The organism is Streptomyces sp. NPDC002076 (assembly GCF_053593835.1).
Window position 1 is genome coordinate 43,403 of sequence record NZ_JBSFDI010000009.1, and the last position, 16,211, is coordinate 59,613.

Genomic DNA, 16,211 nt, shown 5'->3' on the forward strand with positions numbered 1-16,211 from the left:
CCGGGCTCCGTCTGCCGGTCCGCCCGGCCACCCGGCCCGAGGGAATGTCATTCCCGCGGCATATCCTGACCCCGAGTGGCCATCGGCTGACGAAGGGGTCCGAAGGTGCCGTCGATGCTCGATGCGGTCGTGGTGGGTGCGGGGCCGAACGGACTGACCGCTGCCGTGGAGCTGGCCCGCCGAGGCTTCTCCGTCGCGCTGTTCGAGGCGAAGTCCACCGTGGGCGGCGGCGCCCGCACCGAGGAACTGACCCTGCCCGGCTTCCGGCACGACCCGTGCTCGGCCGCCCACCCCCTGGGCATCAACTCACCGGCGTTCCGCGCCCTGCCCCTCGACCGCTACGGCCTGCAGTGGCTGCACTCCGAGCTGCCGATGGCGCATCCCTTCCCCGACGGCACCGCGGCCGTGCTGTCCCGCTCGGTGGCCGAGACGGCCGCCTCCTTCGGCCCCCGGGACGCGGGCGCGTACCGCAGACTGGTCGAGCCGTTCCTCGCCCACTGGGACACTCTCGTACGGGACTTCATGTCCCTGCCGCTGACCGCCCTCCCACGCGACCCCGTCACCCTGGCCCGCTTCGGCCTGGCCGGGCTGCCGCCGTCCACCTGGCTGCTGCGCCGTTTCAAGGACGAGCGGGCCAAGGCGTTGTTCGCCGGCCTGGTCGCCCATGTGATCGCGCCGCTCAGCGGCCTGGCCACCGGCGCCATCGGCCTGGTCTTCGCCCTGGCCGCCCACGCCCGCGGCTGGCCGGTGCCCCGCGGCGGCTCCCAGGCCATTTCCGACGCCCTCGCCGACTACCTCAAGGACCTCGGCGGCGCCGTGCACACCGACTACGAGGTCAAGCGCCTGGACGACCTGCCCCCCGCGCGGGCGTACGTCTTCGACACCTCGCCCACCGCGCTGGCCCGCATCGCCGGCTTCGGGAACCACTACGCGCACTACCGCTACGGCCCGAGCGTCTTCAAGATCGACTATGCGCTGGACGGCCCCGTGCCCTGGACCGCGCCCGAGGCCCGCGCCGCCACGACCGTGCAGATCGGCGCGAGCAAGGGCGAGATCTCCACCGCCCTGCGCGCCGCCTCCCGCGAGGGCCGCGCCCCAGGCCGGCCGTTCCTGATCACCGTGCAGCCCAGCATCGTCGACCCGACCCGCGCCCCCCAGGGCAAGCAGGTCTTCTGGGCGTACGGCCATGTCCCGAACGGCTGGTCCGGCGACCTCACCGACGCCATGGAGCGCCAACTGGAGCGCTTCGCCCCCGGGTTCCGCGACCGCGTGCTCGCCCGCGCCGTCGCCGGCCCCGCCGAGCTGGCCGCCCACAACGCCAACTACGTCGGCGGCGACATCGCCTGCGGCGCGGCGTCCGGACTCCAGCTGCTGCTGCGCCCCAGACTGTCCCTGTTCCCGTACCACACCCCTCATCCGGCCGTCTTCATCTGCTCCTCGGCCACCCCGCCGGGACCCGGCGTGCACGGTATGTCGGGGCACAACGCGGCCAAGGCCGTATGGCGAAGACTGAGGCAGCAGACATGACCACCATCACCCTCGTCCAGGGCGACATCACCCGGGAGAGCGCCGACGCGATCGTCAACGCGGCCAACTCCTCCCTCCTCGGCGGCGGCGGAGTCGACGGCGCGATCCACCGGCGCGGCGGCCCCGCCATCCTGGAGGAATGCCGCGCCCTGCGCGCCTCCCGGTACGGCAAGGGCCTGCCCACCGGCCAGGCGGTCGCCACCACGGCGGGTGAACTCGACGCGCGCTGGGTCATCCACACGGTGGGCCCGGTGTACAGCGAGAGCGAGGACCGCTCCGATCTGCTCGCCTCCTGCTACCGCGAGTCCTTGAGGACCGCCGACGAACTCGGCGCCCGCACGGTCGCGTTCCCGGCCGTCTCCACGGGCGTGTACCGGTGGCCGATGCAGGACGCGGCACGGATCGCCGTGGAGACCGTGCGGAACACGGCGACGGCGGTCGAGGAGGTGCGCTTCGTGCTCTTCGACGAGCGGGCGTACGAGGCGTTCGCCCGCCAAGTCGGCTGATCAGCACGGCCGTTGGGGATGCGCACGGCCAGGAGTAGCCGTCAGGACAGCTGACGCAGGGTCCTGCCGAGCAGCGCCACTCCCTCGGCGATGACTCCCGGCGCGGCGGCCGCGTAGCCGAGGACGAGACCGGGCGGGCCGGGCAACTGCCGGTGCCAGGACAGGGGTTGGCACTTCACGCCCCGGCCCAGCGCGGCGGCGGCGAGCTCGGTGTCGGGCACGTCCGCGGTGTACGTGACCGTCAGATGCAGGCCCGCCGCGGCGCCGTGCACGGTCCCACCGGGCAGATGCTCGGCGAGTGCGGCGATCATCGCGTCGCGGCGGTCGCGGTGCCGCCGCCGCAGCAGCCGCAGTTGCCGCTCCAGTCCACCGGACTCCATCAGCCGGGCGAGCACCAGCTGCGGCAGCACCGCGTTGCCCAGGTCGTTGAACCGCTTGGCGTCGACCAGGCTCGTGCGATAGCGGGGCGGGACCACCAGCCAGCCGATGCGCAACGCCGGAGCGAGCAGCTTCGACACGCTGCCCATGTAGCACACCCGGTCGGCCAGCAGCGCCCGCAGCGCGGGGACCGGCGGCCGGTCGTAGCGGTGCTCCGCGTCGTAGTCGTCCTCCAGGATCAGCCCGCCGTCCCGGGCCCAGCCCAGCAGCTCACGCCGGCGCTCGCCGCTGGTCACCACGCCGGTCGGGAACTGGTGGGCCGGCGTGAGCAGCACCGCGCGGGCACCGGTCGCGCGCAACGCGTCCACCCGCACCCCGTCCCCGTCGACCGGCACCGGCGGGGTGCCGAGGCCCCCGTTGCGCAGATGCTGGCGGCCGCCGAGCGAGCCGGGGTCCTCCACCGCGACGGCGTCGATGCCGTCCGCCCGCAGCACCTGGTGCAGCAGCGTGAGCGCCTGGGCGGTGCCCGCCACGATCAGCACCTCGTCCGGCTCCACCCGTACGCCCCGCATCCGCGCGAGCCAGTCGGCCACGGCCCGCCGCAGCGCGGGAGCGCCACGGGGGTCGCCGTAGCCGAGGTGCTCGGCGGACAGCTCCGCGAGCACGGCACGCTCGGCGCGCAGCCAGGCGGTACGCGGAAAGGCGGCGAGGTCGGGCCGCCCGGGAGTGAGATCGACGGCGGCCGGCACCTCCCGCAAGGCGTCGAAGACGTCGGCACCCGGGGGCCGCAGGAACGGGGTCGCGGGTGTGGTGGGGCCTGTGGGGCGCTCAGGGCTCGTGGGGGAGGTGCGGCCGGCGGCTGGTTGCGGGGGGCGGGGTGCGCGAGGGGTCGCCGGCGGGCACTCTGCGCCGGGGCTGACGAGTGCCGCATCCTCTCTGGCCTTCCGAGACTCCTCGCGTCCTGGTCCCCCGCCCCGGCGGACGCCCCGTGCCGCGGCGAACGGCGCTGCCACCACCACCGTGCCCCCGCGGCGGCGGCCCTCCAGATGGCCGTCCTCGGCGAGCCGGCGGTAGGCCTCGGTGATCACCCCTCGGGACACATGGAGTTCGGTGGCCAGCACCCGGGTGGGCGGGAGCCTGCTGCCCACCGCCAGGCGGCCGTCCGCTATCGCCTGCCGCAGCCGTCCGGCCAGCCACTCGGCCTTCCCGCCGACAGGCACATCACCGGCCGCCAGCTGCAGGAAGTCCGAGCCACGACCACGGAGTTCACCCGCGCCGGCCGGCACCCCTCGCTCCTCGTCCACCGTGCTCATGCTGTCATGCGCCGGGTTCAGCCGCCGAAGACGAAGTCCGGCGCGGCCCGGGTGAGTGTGGCCGTCTTGGTGCCGATCCCCCAGTGGGCCGCCACCTCGGCCTCGGCCGCCTTCAGCAGCTCGGGCACGATCTCCGCGCCGCCGTCGTGCATGGCCTCCGCCACCACCAGCACCCGGTGGGTGTGCTCGCCGACCGCCGAGTGGCCGCTCTGCCGGTGGGTCCAGCGCCGTGCGTGCGCGCGTCCGGCGGAGTCGACGAAGGTCACCTCGCCGGGCGCGGGATGCTCCACGCCGCCGCCGAACGCCGTGTACGCCTCGTCGCCGCCGGCCGGCCGCACCTCCAGCAGCGGCCCGGAGATCCGGTCGACGTCGAGGACCGCCACCGGGATCGCGTACGCCACGGACAGCGCGTTGCACAGGTCGACCAGCGGATGGATGCGCGGCAGCGCGCCCTCCTTCCGCAGCCGCCGCAGCAGCGACTCCGCGGCGCACCGGTACTGCGTCGGCCTGAGCCCCGTCCGGCTGAACGTCCGCCGCCAGGCCAGCACCTCGGGGAACTCGCCCTCGGTGGCGCCGGACAGCCGGGCCAGAGCGCGGGCGGTGTACTCGGCGGCGCGCGGCCCGGTGTCCGCACCGGCGCCGACGCCGTCGGCGTACAGCGCGCCGGAGGCCAGTTCGGGAAATCTGGCCCAGATGGTGTCCGCGTGCCGGAATCGCATGGTCAGGGACCTCCTCGGGTTCGGGAGCCACCACCTTGCCCGGGCTGTGGTCCGGTCACCAGGGCCAAAGCCGGTGCGGGTGGCCGGTCCATAACCGGCCGACCCCCGGGCCGCGGACCCGCAGCCCGCGTGGCATCATCGGCCGGGGTCCCGAACGCCGTCGTACGAGGAGCACGATGAACCCCGCTCTCACCGCCACCCCGGCGGTCGGTGCCGCGCTGCTGGACGACTTCTCGCTGGAGATGACCGGCAAGGACGTGCCCCGGCTGGAGGAAGCGCAAGGCAGCATCCCGCGGGGCACCCGGATCAACATCACCTTCCTCGCCGGGGAGGACCTCGGCATGCGGCTGGCGGCCGCCCGCGCGGTCAAACGGCTCGGTTTCGTCCCCGTGCCCCACATCTCGGCACGCCGCCTGCCCTCCCGAGCCGCCCTGGAGGAGTTCCTGTCCGGGCTGGCCGAGGCCGGCACCGCCGAGAACGTCTTCGTCGTCGGCGGCGACCCCGCCCGCCCCGAGGGCCCCTACCCGGACGCCCTCGCCGTCCTGCGCACCGGCCTGCTCCAGCGCCACGGCGTCCGGCACGTCGGCATCAGCGGCTACCCGGAGGGCCACCCGGCGATAGCCGACGGCACGCTGTGGTCCGCGCTCACCGACAAGGCGGCGGCCATCGGGGCGCACCGGTTCGGCGGCGATGTCATCACCCAGTTCGGCTTCGACGCCGACCCCGTGCTCGGCTGGCTGGAGGCCGCCCGCGCCCGGGGCGTGCACCTGCCCGTCCGCATCGGCGTGCCCGGACCGGCGGGCGTACGCCGGCTGCTCGGATACGCCACCCGGTTCGGCGTCGCCACCAGCGCCTCCGTCGCCCGCAAGTACGGCTTCTCGCTGACCAACCTCATGGGTACGACCGGCCCGGACCGCTTCCTGCACGCGCTCGCCCACCGCTACGACCCCGAGCGGCACGGCGCGGTGAAGGTCCACTTCTACACGTTCGGCGGGCTGCGCCACACCGCCGACTGGATCGCCGGGTTCCGGCAGACGGCCGCCCTCGGCACACACGCGTCGTGATGCCTCCCCGGCCACGCCCGCCCGGATCGGCACCCCACCAGGCCCGCGGACGCTGCTGTCGGATTTCCGCCAGCGGTCGGCGCCCTGGGTGGCCGATGCTGGACGCATGCAGACAGCGACGCACCTCGACCGGGAGCACTGCGTACGCGCCGTGCAGTCCAAGGACGCGCGGTTCGACGGGTGGTTCTTCACGGCCGTCCTGACCACCCGGATCTACTGCCGCCCCAGCTGTCCCGTCGTCCCGCCCAAGCCGGAGAACATGACGTTCTACCCGAGCGCGGCCGCCTGCCAGCAGGCCGGGTTCCGGGCCTGCAAGCGCTGCCGCCCGGACACCAGCCCCGGCTCCCCGGAGTGGAACCAGCGCGCCGACCTGGTGGCCCGCGCCATGCGGCTCATCGCCGACGGCGTCGTGGACCGCGAGGGCGTGCCCGGACTCGCCGACCGGCTCGGCTACAGCACCCGCCAGGTGGAGCGGCAGCTGCTCGCCGAGCTGGGCGCGGGCCCCCTCGCGCTCGCCCGCGCCCAGCGCGCCCAGACCGCGCGACTGCTCATCGAGACCACGCCGCTGCCCATGACGGAGATCGCCTTCGCGGCCGGCTTCGCCTCCATCCGCACCTTCAACGACACCGTCCGCGAGGTGTTCGCCCTGACCCCGAGCGAGTTGCGCGCCCGCGCCCCGAAGTCCGGGGCCGGTACCCCGGGCGTGCTGAGCCTGCGGCTGCCGTTCCGTGCCCCGCTCAACCCGTCCAACCTCTTCGGCCACCTCGCCGCCACCGCCGTACCCGGCGTCGAGGAGTGGCTCCCCCACTGCCCGAACGGCGTGGGAGGTACCCCCACCGGCGCGTACCGGCGCACGCTGCGCCTGCCGTACGGCCATGGGATCGTCTCCCTCACGCCCTGCCCCGACCACATCGCCTGCCGCCTCACGCTGAGCGATCTGCGCGACCTGCCCGTGGCGATCAGCCGGTGCCGCCGCATGCTCGACCTGGACGCCGACCCTGTCGCCGTGGACGAGCGGCTGCGCACCGACCCGCTGCTCGCGCCCCTGGTCGACAAGGCGCCCGGCCGGCGGGTGCCGCGCACGGTCGACGAGGCCGAGTTCGCCGTCCGCGCCGTCCTCGGACAGCAGGTCTCCACGGCGGCCGCTCGCACCCACGCGGCCCGCCTGGTCACCGCGCACGGCAAACCCCTCGACGACCCCGAGGGCGGCCTCACGCATCTCTTCCCTTCCCCCGAGGCCCTCGCCGCCGTGAATCCAGAGACCCTGGCGATGCCCCGCACCCGGCGCACCACGTTCACCACCCTGGTCCGCGAACTCGCCGAGGGCACCCTCCACCTGGGAGTCGAGTCCGACTGGGCGGAAGCCCGCGCCCGGCTCCTGGCCCTGCCCGGCTTCGGACCGTGGACCGTCGACGTCATCGCCATGCGCGCCCTCGGCGACCCCGACGCCTTCCTCCCCACCGACCTCGGCATCCGGCGCGCGGCAGGGGAGCTGGGCCTGCCCTCCACCCCGGCCGCGCTCACCGCCCGGGCGGAGGCATGGCGGCCCTGGCGTGCGTACGCCGTGCAGTACCTGTGGGCGACCGACAGCCACCCGATCAACTTCCTGCCCGTGTAAGAAGGTTCTCCGATGACCCGCACCCTGATCGACAGCCCGTACGGCCCGCTCACCCTGGTCGCCGACGCCGACGGCACCCTGTGCGGCCTCTACATGGCCGGCCAGCGACACCGCCCGCCCGAGGAGAACTTCGGCCACTGGGACGACAGCCTGCCCTCCTTCGCCGCGGCGCGGGAGCAGCTGACGGCCTACTTCGCGGGTGAGTTGAAGCAGTTCACCCTCGAACTCGCCTTGAAGGGAACCCCGTTCCAGCGCAGCGTCTGGGAACAGCTCACCCGCATCCCGTACGGCGAGACCCGCACCTACGGCCAACTCGCAGACGCCCTCGGCAACCCCGGGGCATCCCGCGCCGTCGGCCTCGCCAACGGCAAGAACCCCATCGGCATCATCGTCCCCTGCCACCGCGTCATTGGCGCGTCCGGCGACCTCACCGGCTACGGCGGCGGCCTCGACCGCAAGCGCCGCCTGCTGGACTTCGAACGGGACACCGCGCTGTTCTAGCCCGCTCCAGCGATGGCACTCGAAGGCAAGCCGCAGCAGTAGCTGGTGGGGGAGGCCCTCCTGAGGCGCACGGATCCTATGTGCCGCTTTCGGTCCGGATGCGGTCGAGCAGTGCGGGCAGGGCGGTGCCGATCGGCTCGCGTACGACTTCGTCGGCGCGGTCGTCGTACGGGGTCGCTTCGGCGTTGACGATGGTCAGGTGGGCGCCGTGGTCGGCGGCGATGCCGACGAGGCCGGCGGCGGGCTGCACCTGGAGGCTGCTGCCGACGGCGATGAACAGGGTGCACGCCTTGCTGATGGCCATCGCCTCGCCGAGGACGACCGGGTCCAGGCGCTCGCCGAACATCACGGTCGCGGACTTGAGGATGCCGCCGCATTCCAGGCAGGCCGGGTCCTCCTCGCCGGCCTCGACGCGGGCGAGGGCGTCCTCCATCGGTCCGCGGGCGTGGCACCGGGTGCAGACGACACTGCGTGCGCTGCCGTGCAGTTCGAGCACCTTGCGGGCGGGCATGCCCGCGAGCTGGTGCAGTCCGTCCACGTTCTGGGTGATGACCCGCACCGGGATGCCGGACTTCTCCAGCTCGGCGACGGCCCGGTGCGCGGCGTTCGGCTCGGCCTTGAGCGTGCGGTTCTTGCGCCGCATCTGCCACGAGCGGCGCCGGATCTCCGGGTCCGCCATGTAGTACTCGTACGTCACGAGCTTTTCCGCCGCCGGATCCCGCCGCCACAGCCCGTTCGGCCCGCGGTAGTCCGGGATTCCGGAGTCGGTGGAGATACCCGCGCCGCTGAGAAGGGCAAGGAAAGGCTTGTCCATGGGCCGAGAGTAGGACGCCCGTGCGATCGGGGCGAGCGGATATCGGGGCCGAGCGTCACGCCTGGGTCCGCCATCCGGGTTCGAGGATGTCGAGGAGGGCGTGAAAGGCCTTGTCCGCCCGGTCCCAGTGGCCGTTCGCCAGCGGGGCGATCACGAGGCCGAAGGAGGCGTCCGCCAGCAGGGCGGCCTGGGTGCGGGCCCGGTCCTGGTCCATGCCGAGATCGCGGAAGACGCTGGTGAGCAGGTCCGTCCACTCGGTGACGATGTCGTGCAGGACGGGCCCGTACCGGTCCGGGTGGAGCAGGCTGGCGCTCATGACCTCGAGATACAGGGGGAGCGAGGCACGTACGTCGGGGTCGCTGAACTGATGCCACACCTCCTCCATGAAGCGGCGGAGGCTCGCCGCGTCCCTCGGTGGGCCGAAGGCCTCCAGGAGCTCGCGGGTGCGCAGAAGAGGCCGACGTTCGTAGCCGGCGAGGGCCTCGGCGACCATCCGCTCCTTGGAGCCGAAGTAGTACAGGAGCATGCGGTCGCTGGTGCCCAGCGCACGGGCCAGGGGCCGCAGGGAGAGGTCCGTCAGCCCGTGGCGGAGGACGTATGCGCGAACCCGGTCGAGCAGATCGCGTCGTTTGGCCGGGTCGGGCGGCCGCGGCATGAGGGCTCCTGAATCCGGTGAGGGAAGCTCGGGCTATATGTCCCTTATAAGAACCTTTGGTGATGTCTTTACCGTAGCACCCGCTACGTCTATATTTGAGGTGTAGCGACTGCTACATGTACGGTCTCGCTCCGAAGGACTGATTCCCATGGCCACACACGCCGCGCTCTCCTGGGCCACCCGGCAGTGGGCCCTCTGGTCCCGTACGCTCGCACCGATACGACCGCTGGACGCTCCCCGTGGCCGCGCCACCGTCTGGGACGCCTCCTGGCCCCTGCCCCGGGAACTGACCTCGGCGGGCCGAGCACGACGGCTGGTGACCGCTCAGCTGAGCGACTGGTCCTTGGCCGACCTGGCCGACACCGCCGAGCTCCTGGTCAGCGAGGTGGTCACCAACGCCCTGCGGCACACCCGCGGGCCGCTCAGGCTCAACCTGCGGGTGCGTGACTCCCGACTGGCGTGCGAGGTGGAGGACACCGAGTCCGCCGGCCCCCTGCGCAGCGTCGTCGACACCGACGCGGAAGGCGGGCGCGGCACGGAACTCCTCGATCTGCTCGCCGATGCCTGGGGCAGCACGGAGACCGCCACGGGCAAGACCATCTGGTTCGAACTGCGATCCGAGCACCCGGCCGTGGCAAGCACCGAGAACGGCTTGATGGCGGCCTGAGCACCTTCGGCCGAGCCACGCCCGGCGCCCCGCCGCGACCGCGGCCGGTGAAAGGCCGGTCACGCCACCCGGTGGCCGTTCTCCAGCTCCGCGGTGCCGGAGCCGTCCGCGAGGACGTCCAGGGCGGTCAGGACGCGGCGGCCGAGGGCGCCGGGGAGGTGGTCGGTGATCTCCTCGCGCGGGACCAGGCGCCAGGACAGCAGCTCCTCCTCCTGGAGGCGGATCGCCTTCAGCTCGGCCTCGGTGAGGACTCCGCCGTCGTACAGGTACGCCACCAGCGGGGGCCGGCCCGTGCCATGCACCCAGTCCACGGCAAGCAGCCGGCCCGGCTCCCGGTCGAGCCCGATCTCCTCCAGCGTCTCCCGGCGCGCGCCCCGGCGCGGGGTCTCCCCGTCGTCCGACTCGATCGTGCCGCCGGGCAGCGCCCAGCCCTCGCGGTAGTTGGGCTCGACCAGCAGCACGCGCCCTTCGGTGTCCCGGAAGAGCGCGGCCGCGCCGGCGAGGACTCGGGGCAGGCTCGCGATGTACGTGGCGAAGTCAGGAGTCGTCATTGGGGAAGGGTAACCAGGCGCGGGGCGGCTACCGGCCCGCCGTCGCCAGGCGCAGGGTGCGTTCCGCCAGCGCACTGATCCGTACGGAGTCGAAGCCGAACACCGCGCTCCGTACCGTGTCCTGAAGCGGGTCCCTCCACTGGGCCGGGATCGCGTCCGCGCCGGTGAGGACCCCGGCCACCGAGCCCGCCGTAGCCCCGTTGGAGTCGGTGTCCAGGCCGCCGCGCACGGTCAGGGCGATGGTCCGGGTGAAGTCGCCGTCGCCGTACAGCAGTCCGGCGGTGAGGACGGCGGCGTTCGGGACGGTGTGGATCCAGCCGAGCCCGGCGGTCTCCGCGGCCAGCGTGGCCAGGGTCTCCTCCCAGGGCAGCCGTGTCTCGTGCAGCGTCATGACCCGCCGTACGGTACGGGCGAGCCGGCTGCTCGCCGGGATCACGCCGAGCGCCGTGTCGAGTGCGTCCCGCACCGTGGGGGCGGTGAAGGCGGCGGCGATCAGCGCGGCCGCCCACATGGCGCCGTACACGCCGTTCCCGGTGTGCGAGAGCACCGCGTCCCGGCGCGCGAGCCCGGCGGCGGCCACGGGGTCTCCGGGATGGGTCCAGCCGTGGACGTCGGCGCGGATCAGCGCGCCGATCCACTCCTGGTACGGGTTGTCGTACGTCGCCGTCAGCGGTGGCTTCAGCCCGTTGGCGAGATTGCGGTACGCGGCCCGTTCCGCGGTGAAGGTCTGCAGATACGGCAGCCGCAGCAGCCACAGGTCGCCGACCTGCTCGGTGCTGAATTCGAAGCCGTACGTCTCCAGCAGGTGCAGGCCGAGGATGGCGTAGTCGACGTCGTCGTCGCGCACACTGCCGTGGATCCGGCCGCGCACGCAGTCCCGCCACTCCGGACGCAGTACGGCGGTCTCGGCCGGGTCGGCGGGTTCGGGCAGATAGTCGGTGAGCGGCAGCGCCTCGGCGGTACGCAGATAGCGGTCGATGCGCTCGCGGGTCCACACCTCGCCCTGCTCCACCGGCTTGCCGAGCATGTTGCCCGCGATCCGGCCGAGCCAGCCGCCGTGGATGCGGTCGGCGAGGGTCGGGAGGTCAGCGGGCTGCGGGCGCTGGCTGGTCATGGCTGGGGTCTACCCGTTTTACCCGGGGTGTTCCCAGCCGGTTCCCAGCCTTCGGTCGGGGCATGACGAGGGAGGTCTCGTCCGGTTAAGGTCGCAGCGGCGCGACTGGCCCTGACGTGCGCGGGGCCCGGAGAGCAAGGGGAAAGCAAGGTGGCGGACGCTGCAGTGAACGAGACCCGTCGGGTGCTCATCGCCGCGGACAAGTTCAAGGGCTCGCTGACGGCCGTGCAGGTCGCCGAGCGGGTGACGGCCGGGCTGCGCCGGGTCGTGCCGGATCTTCGCATCGAGGCGCTGCCCGTGGCCGACGGCGGCGACGGGACGGTGGACGCGGCGGTCGCGGCCGGTTTCGAGCGCCGCGAGGTACGGGTCGCCGGGCCGCTGGGCCAGGAGGTGACCGCCGCGTTCGCGCTGCGCGGTGGGACCGCGGTCGTGGAGATGGCCGAGGCGAGCGGCCTCCAGCGCCTCCCGGCCGGGGTCTTCGCGCCCCTGACCGCCTCAACGTACGGCTCCGGCGAGCTGCTGCGGGCCGCGCTGGACGCGGGCGCGCGGACGATCGTGTTCGGCGTCGGTGGCAGCGCCACGACGGACGGCGGCGCGGGCATGCTGTCCGCGCTGGGCGCGCGCTTCCTGAACGAGGACGGCGAGCCGGTGGCGCCGGGCGGCGGCGGGCTGGTGGAGCTCGCCCGCACCGATCTGTCCGGCCTGGACCCGCGGCTGTCGTCGGTGGAGCTGGTGCTGGCGAGCGACGTCGACAATCCGCTGACCGGGCCGAAGGGCGCGCCGGCGGTGTACGGCCCGCAGAAGGGCGCCTCCCCGGACGACGTGGAGACCCTGGACGCGGCCCTCGCCCACTTCGCCAAGGTGCTGGAGGCCGAGGTCGGGCCGCGCGCGGCGGAGTACGCGGCGTCGCCGGGCGCGGGCGCGGCGGGCGGCATCGGGTACGGCGCGCTGCTCCTCGGCGCCCGTTTCCGGCCCGGGATCGAGGTCATGCTGGACGTCCTGGGCTTCGCGCCCGCACTGGAGCGGGCCTCGCTGGTGATCACCGGTGAGGGCTCGCTGGACGAGCAGACGCTGCACGGGAAGGCGCCGGCGGGGGTGGCTGCCGCGGCTCGCTCCGCGGGAAGGACCGTGGTGGCTGTGTGCGGACGGCTCGCTCTGTCGCCGGAGGCGTTGCTGCGGGCGGGGATCGAGAGGGCGTACCCGTTGACCTCCGTCGAGCCGGACGTGGCCAGGTGCATCGCGGATGCGGGGCCGATTCTCGAGCGGGTCGCCGTGCGGATCGCCGAGGACCACCTGGGCTGAGGCCCCTGGGGGCGGAGCCCCCAGGTGGGCCACACAAGCGAGGGGCCCCGAACCGTTCCCTGGTCCGGGGCCCCTGCCAAAGCGCCGCTACGGCAACTGCGCCGCCCGCGCCTCGCGCCGGTTGTCGCGGAAGTTGTTCACCCGCCGAGCCGTGGCGAACAACGGAATCACCGCGCCCATGACCAGCTGGAGCGCGCAGCCCGTCTGGAGCAGCAGCTGCCCGCTGGGCGCGTCGAAGGCCCAGGCCGCCAGCAGGCCCATCGACAGGACGATCCACGCGAGCATGGCCCCCGCCAGGCGGCCCCTGGGCTTCGGGTACTCCACCCGGCTCACCATCAGCCACGCCGTACCGAGAATCGCCAGCAGCGTCGCCACGAAGGGCAGCTCCAGCAGGACGATGGAGACCACCGTCAGCGCCCCGAAGGGGCTGGGCATGCCCTGGAACATGCCGTCCTTCATGGTCACGCAGGAGAAGCGCGCCAGCCGGAGGACGACCGCCAGGAGCACCACGATTGCCCCTAGCGCCGCCATTCTCTGGTGTGCGTCGTCCGCGACCATGCCGTAGACGAGGACGAAGTACGCGGGCGCGAGCCCGAAGCTGATCAGGTCGGAGAGGTTGTCCAGCTCCGCGCCCATCGGCGACGAGCGCAGCTTGCGGGCCACCAGCCCGTCGAACAGGTCGAAGACGGCCGCGCAGAGCATCAGGATGACGGCCGTGGCGGCGCTGTGCCGCGCCATGCCCGCGGACTCGTCGTTCCCGGTCAGGTGCGGGATCAGGATGCCGGTGGTGGTGAAGTACACCGCCATGAACCCGCACGTGGCGTTGCCCAGGGTGAGGGTGTCCGCTATCGACAGACGGAGAGAGAGGGGCATCTCCTCCTCGTCGTCCACCTCGTCGGCCTCGGGCACCCAGCCGGCCTGGGTCTCCGGATCAATCACGGTCAATGCGAGTCACCCCAGCCACGGTCTTCTGGCCGACCTCGACCGCGACCTCCACGCCCTCGGGCAGGTAGAGGTCGACACGCGAGCCGAAGCGGATCAGACCGATACGGTCGCCCTGCTCGACCTTCGTGCCCGCGGGGATGTAGGGCACGATGCGGCGGGCCACCGCGCCGGCGATCTGGATCATCTCGATGTCGCCGAGTTCGGTGTCGAAATGCCAGACTACGCGCTCGTTGTTCTCGCTCTCCTTGTTGAAAGCAGGAACAAAGCCGCCGGGGATGTGCTCGACGGATGTCACCGTGCCCGCGAGGGGCGCGCGGTTGACGTGGACGTTCAGCGGGCTCATGAAGATCGCGACGCGGGTGCGCCCGTCCTTCCACGGCATGATGCTCTGCACCACACCGTCGGCGGGCGAGATCACCCGGCCGGAGCCGATCTCGCGCTCGGGGTCGCGGAAGAACCACAGCATGCCCGCGGCGAGCGCGGTGGCGGGCACGGCCACGGCCTTGGCCGCGCCGGAGCGGCGGGCGCGGGCCAGGCTGAGTGCTGCGGTGGCGACGGTCGGGAGAAGCCACGGCGATGCTCCGCGCGCGAGGCGTACGCCGGCTCGGCTGTCGCGAGGTGCAGAGGTTTGGCTGTGGGGCATGGATGACCTTCGTAGCGGATGATGCCGCGCAAGACGGGGGACGGCGGCTTTCCCGGGATCGTACCGGTCGCGGGCCGCAACTGGGCAAGCCAGGCTGCCGAGTCGACGGCCGAACTACATCTACGGGGTGTGATCTTCTTCTCGAAGAAAACACCCCGTATACGGACAATCAGCCCTGGAATCGATACTCTTCGAGCAGCCTGCGGCCGATGATCATTTTCTGGATCTCGGCGGTACCTTCACCGATGAGCAGCATCGGAGCCTCCCGGTAGAGGCGCTCGATCTCGTACTCCTTGGAGAAGCCGTAGCCGCCGTGGATCCGGAAGGCGTCCTCCACGACCTCCTTGCAGTACTCCGAGGCCAGGTACTTCGCCATCCCGGCCTCAAGGTCGTTTCGCTGGCCGGAGTCCTTTTTGCGGGCCGCGTTGACCATCATTGCATGAGCGGCCTCGACCTTGGTGGCCATCTCCGCCAGCTTGAACTGGATGGCCTGGTGCTGGGCGATCGGCTTGCCGAAGGTGTGCCGCTGCTGGGCGTACTGGATGCCGAGCTCGAAGGCGCGCTGGGCGACGCCACAGCCACGCGCGGCCACGTTGACCCGGCCGACCTCGACGCCGTCCATCATTTGGTAAAAACCTCGGCCGGTGACGCCGCCGAGCACCCGATCGGCCGGTACCCGCAGGCCGTCCATGATCAGCTCGGTGGTGTCGACGCCCTTGTAGCCCATCTTGTCGATCTTGCCGGGGATCGTCAGCCCCGGGCGGACCTCGCCGAAGCCCGGCTCCTTCTCGACCAGGAAGGTCGTCATCGACTTGTGGGGCGCGGTGCCCTCGGGGTGTCCTTCGTCACTCCGGACGAGGACGGCCACGAGGGAGGACGTACCGCCGTTCGTCAGCCACATCTTCTGGCCGTTCAGGACGTACTCGTCGCCGTCCTTGACCGCCTTCGACGTGATCGCCGACACATCGGAGCCCAGGCCCGGCTCCGACATGGAGAACGCGCCCCGGATGTCGCCGGCCGCCATCCTCGGCAGGAAGTGGTCCTTCTGCTCCTGCGTGCCGTGCTGCTTGAGCATGTACGCGACGATGAAGTGGGTGTTGATGATGCCGGACACCGACATCCAACCGCGGGCGATCTCCTCCACGCACAGCGCGTAGGTCAGGAGCGACTCGCCCAGACCCCCGTACTCCTCGGGGATCATCAGACCGAACAGGCCGAGTTCCTTCAGGCCGTCCACGATCTGCTGCGGGTACTCGTCGCGGTGCTCCAGCTCGGTCGCGACAGGAATGATCTCCTTGTCGACAAAGTCCCGCACGGTGGAGAGGATCTCCTGCTGGACGTCGGTCAGACCGGCGGTCTGGGCGAGACGGGCCATTACTTCTCCTGCTGCTTCAGCTCCGGGCGGCCCGGCTGCTCGCCGCCGCGCTCCTTGATGTACGTCTCGGTCGGCACCATCACCTTGCGGCGGAATACGCACACGAGCGTGCCGTCCTGCTTGTAGCCCTTGGTCTCGACGTAGACGATCCCGCGGTCGTTCTTCGACTTCGACGGCCACTTGTCCAGCACGGTCGTCTCGCCGTAGATCGTGTCGCCGTGGAAGGTCGGCGCCACGTGCTTGAGCGACTCGATCTCCAGGTTGGCGATCGCCTTGCCGGAGATGTCCGGCACGGACATGCCGAGCAGCAGGGAGTAGATGTAGTTGCCGACGACGACGTTCTTGCCGAAGTCCGTCGTCTTCTCCGCATAGTTCGTGTCCATGTGGAGCGGGTGGTGGTTCATGGTGAGGAGACAGAACAGGTGGTCGTCGTACTCCGTGACCGTCTTGCCCGGCCAGTGCTTGTACGTCGCCCCGACCTCGAACTCCTCGTAGGTGCGTCCGAACTGCATCGTGCTC

Annotated in this window: 17 protein-coding genes; 7 read left to right on the forward strand and 10 right to left on the reverse strand. The window is 72.1% G+C overall.

Going from position 1 to position 16,211, the window contains the following annotated elements; genetic code table 11:
• Positions 1-105 precede the first annotated feature (105 nt).
• On the forward strand, positions 106-1,527 hold the full coding sequence (locus ACWCQS_RS20285) for a phytoene desaturase family protein (RefSeq protein ID WP_451005694.1): 1,422 nt from the start codon (positions 106-108) through the stop codon (positions 1,525-1,527).
• Positions 1,524-2,033, forward strand: coding sequence for an O-acetyl-ADP-ribose deacetylase (locus ACWCQS_RS20290; protein WP_451005695.1), 510 nt, complete (start codon positions 1,524-1,526; stop codon positions 2,031-2,033). Before ACWCQS_RS20285 ends, ACWCQS_RS20290 begins: the two co-directional genes overlap by 4 nt.
• Positions 2,034-2,074: 41 nt before the next feature.
• Here ACWCQS_RS20290 and ACWCQS_RS20295 read toward each other — a convergent pair whose 3' ends face one another.
• Both ACWCQS_RS20295 and ACWCQS_RS20300 read right to left on the reverse strand, forming a co-directional pair.
• Positions 2,075-3,724 (reverse strand): aminotransferase-like domain-containing protein, encoded by a 1,650-nt coding sequence (locus ACWCQS_RS20295; protein WP_451005696.1) that lies wholly within the window; start codon positions 3,722-3,724, stop codon positions 2,075-2,077.
• Between the two features lie 17 nt (positions 3,725-3,741).
• Entirely contained in the window at positions 3,742-4,443 is a 702-nt protein-coding gene (locus ACWCQS_RS20300) for a B3/B4 domain-containing protein (RefSeq protein ID WP_451005697.1), read from the reverse strand.
• Positions 4,444-4,619: 176 nt separating this feature from the next.
• On the opposite strand from ACWCQS_RS20300, the gene ACWCQS_RS20305 reads away from it, so the two are divergent.
• The 3 genes from ACWCQS_RS20305 to ACWCQS_RS20315 all read left to right on the forward strand — a co-directional run bounded on the left by ACWCQS_RS20305 (position 4,620) and on the right by ACWCQS_RS20315 (position 7,626).
• On the forward strand, positions 4,620-5,507 hold the full coding sequence (locus tag ACWCQS_RS20305) for a methylenetetrahydrofolate reductase (protein WP_451005698.1): 888 nt from the start codon (positions 4,620-4,622) through the stop codon (positions 5,505-5,507).
• Positions 5,508-5,613: 106 nt separating this feature from the next.
• A complete protein-coding gene (locus ACWCQS_RS20310; RefSeq protein ID WP_451005699.1) occupies positions 5,614-7,125 on the forward strand; it encodes an AlkA N-terminal domain-containing protein in 1,512 nt (503 codons plus the stop codon).
• A gap of 12 nt (positions 7,126-7,137) precedes the next feature.
• Positions 7,138-7,626, forward strand: coding sequence for a methylated-DNA--[protein]-cysteine S-methyltransferase (locus ACWCQS_RS20315; RefSeq protein ID WP_451005700.1), 489 nt, complete (start codon positions 7,138-7,140; stop codon positions 7,624-7,626).
• 76 nt (positions 7,627-7,702) lie between these two features.
• Here the strand turns inward: ACWCQS_RS20315 and ACWCQS_RS20320 are convergent, their stop codons facing one another.
• The gene (locus ACWCQS_RS20320) at positions 7,703-8,440 is read right to left on the reverse strand and encodes an SIR2 family NAD-dependent protein deacylase (protein ID WP_451005701.1); all 738 of its coding nucleotides are present in this window, start codon (positions 8,438-8,440) and stop codon (positions 7,703-7,705) included.
• 55 nt (positions 8,441-8,495) lie between these two features.
• Complete coding sequence (locus ACWCQS_RS20325; RefSeq protein WP_451005702.1) at positions 8,496-9,095, reverse strand: TetR/AcrR family transcriptional regulator; 600 nt, start codon at positions 9,093-9,095, stop codon at positions 8,496-8,498.
• A 148-nt stretch (positions 9,096-9,243) separates the two neighbouring features.
• On the opposite strand from ACWCQS_RS20325, the gene ACWCQS_RS20330 reads away from it, so the two are divergent.
• Entirely contained in the window at positions 9,244-9,762 is a 519-nt protein-coding gene (locus ACWCQS_RS20330; protein ID WP_451005703.1) for an ATP-binding protein, read from the forward strand.
• 59 nt (positions 9,763-9,821) lie between these two features.
• Here the strand turns inward: ACWCQS_RS20330 and ACWCQS_RS20335 are convergent, their stop codons facing one another.
• Positions 9,822-10,313, reverse strand: coding sequence for an NUDIX domain-containing protein (locus ACWCQS_RS20335; protein WP_451005704.1), 492 nt, complete (start codon positions 10,311-10,313; stop codon positions 9,822-9,824).
• 28 nt (positions 10,314-10,341) lie between these two features.
• Complete coding sequence (locus tag ACWCQS_RS20340) at positions 10,342-11,427, reverse strand: ADP-ribosylglycohydrolase family protein (RefSeq protein WP_451005705.1); 1,086 nt, start codon at positions 11,425-11,427, stop codon at positions 10,342-10,344.
• A gap of 165 nt (positions 11,428-11,592) precedes the next feature.
• Between ACWCQS_RS20340 and ACWCQS_RS20345 the strand changes: the two genes are divergently transcribed.
• Positions 11,593-12,729 carry a glycerate kinase gene (locus tag ACWCQS_RS20345; protein WP_451005706.1) on the forward strand — a complete coding sequence of 379 codons (1,137 nt, stop codon included), beginning with the start codon at positions 11,593-11,595 and terminating at the stop codon, positions 12,727-12,729.
• A gap of 87 nt (positions 12,730-12,816) precedes the next feature.
• Here ACWCQS_RS20345 and pssA read toward each other — a convergent pair whose 3' ends face one another.
• From pssA to ACWCQS_RS20365, 4 genes are all read right to left on the reverse strand, one after another.
• Positions 12,817-13,638, reverse strand: coding sequence for a CDP-diacylglycerol--serine O-phosphatidyltransferase (pssA, locus tag ACWCQS_RS20350; RefSeq protein ID WP_323377294.1), 822 nt, complete (start codon positions 13,636-13,638; stop codon positions 12,817-12,819).
• A gap of 22 nt (positions 13,639-13,660) precedes the next feature.
• Positions 13,661-14,317: a phosphatidylserine decarboxylase gene (locus ACWCQS_RS20355; RefSeq protein WP_228620641.1), complete on the reverse strand. Its 657-nt coding sequence runs from the start codon at positions 14,315-14,317 to the stop codon at positions 13,661-13,663.
• A gap of 169 nt (positions 14,318-14,486) precedes the next feature.
• A complete protein-coding gene (locus tag ACWCQS_RS20360) occupies positions 14,487-15,692 on the reverse strand; it encodes an acyl-CoA dehydrogenase family protein (RefSeq protein WP_450985162.1) in 1,206 nt (401 codons plus the stop codon).
• The gene (locus ACWCQS_RS20365) at positions 15,692-16,204 is read right to left on the reverse strand and encodes a MaoC family dehydratase (protein ID WP_019757884.1); all 513 of its coding nucleotides are present in this window, start codon (positions 16,202-16,204) and stop codon (positions 15,692-15,694) included. The genes ACWCQS_RS20360 and ACWCQS_RS20365 overlap by 1 nt, the downstream gene beginning before the upstream one ends.
• Positions 16,205-16,211 lie beyond the last annotated feature (7 nt).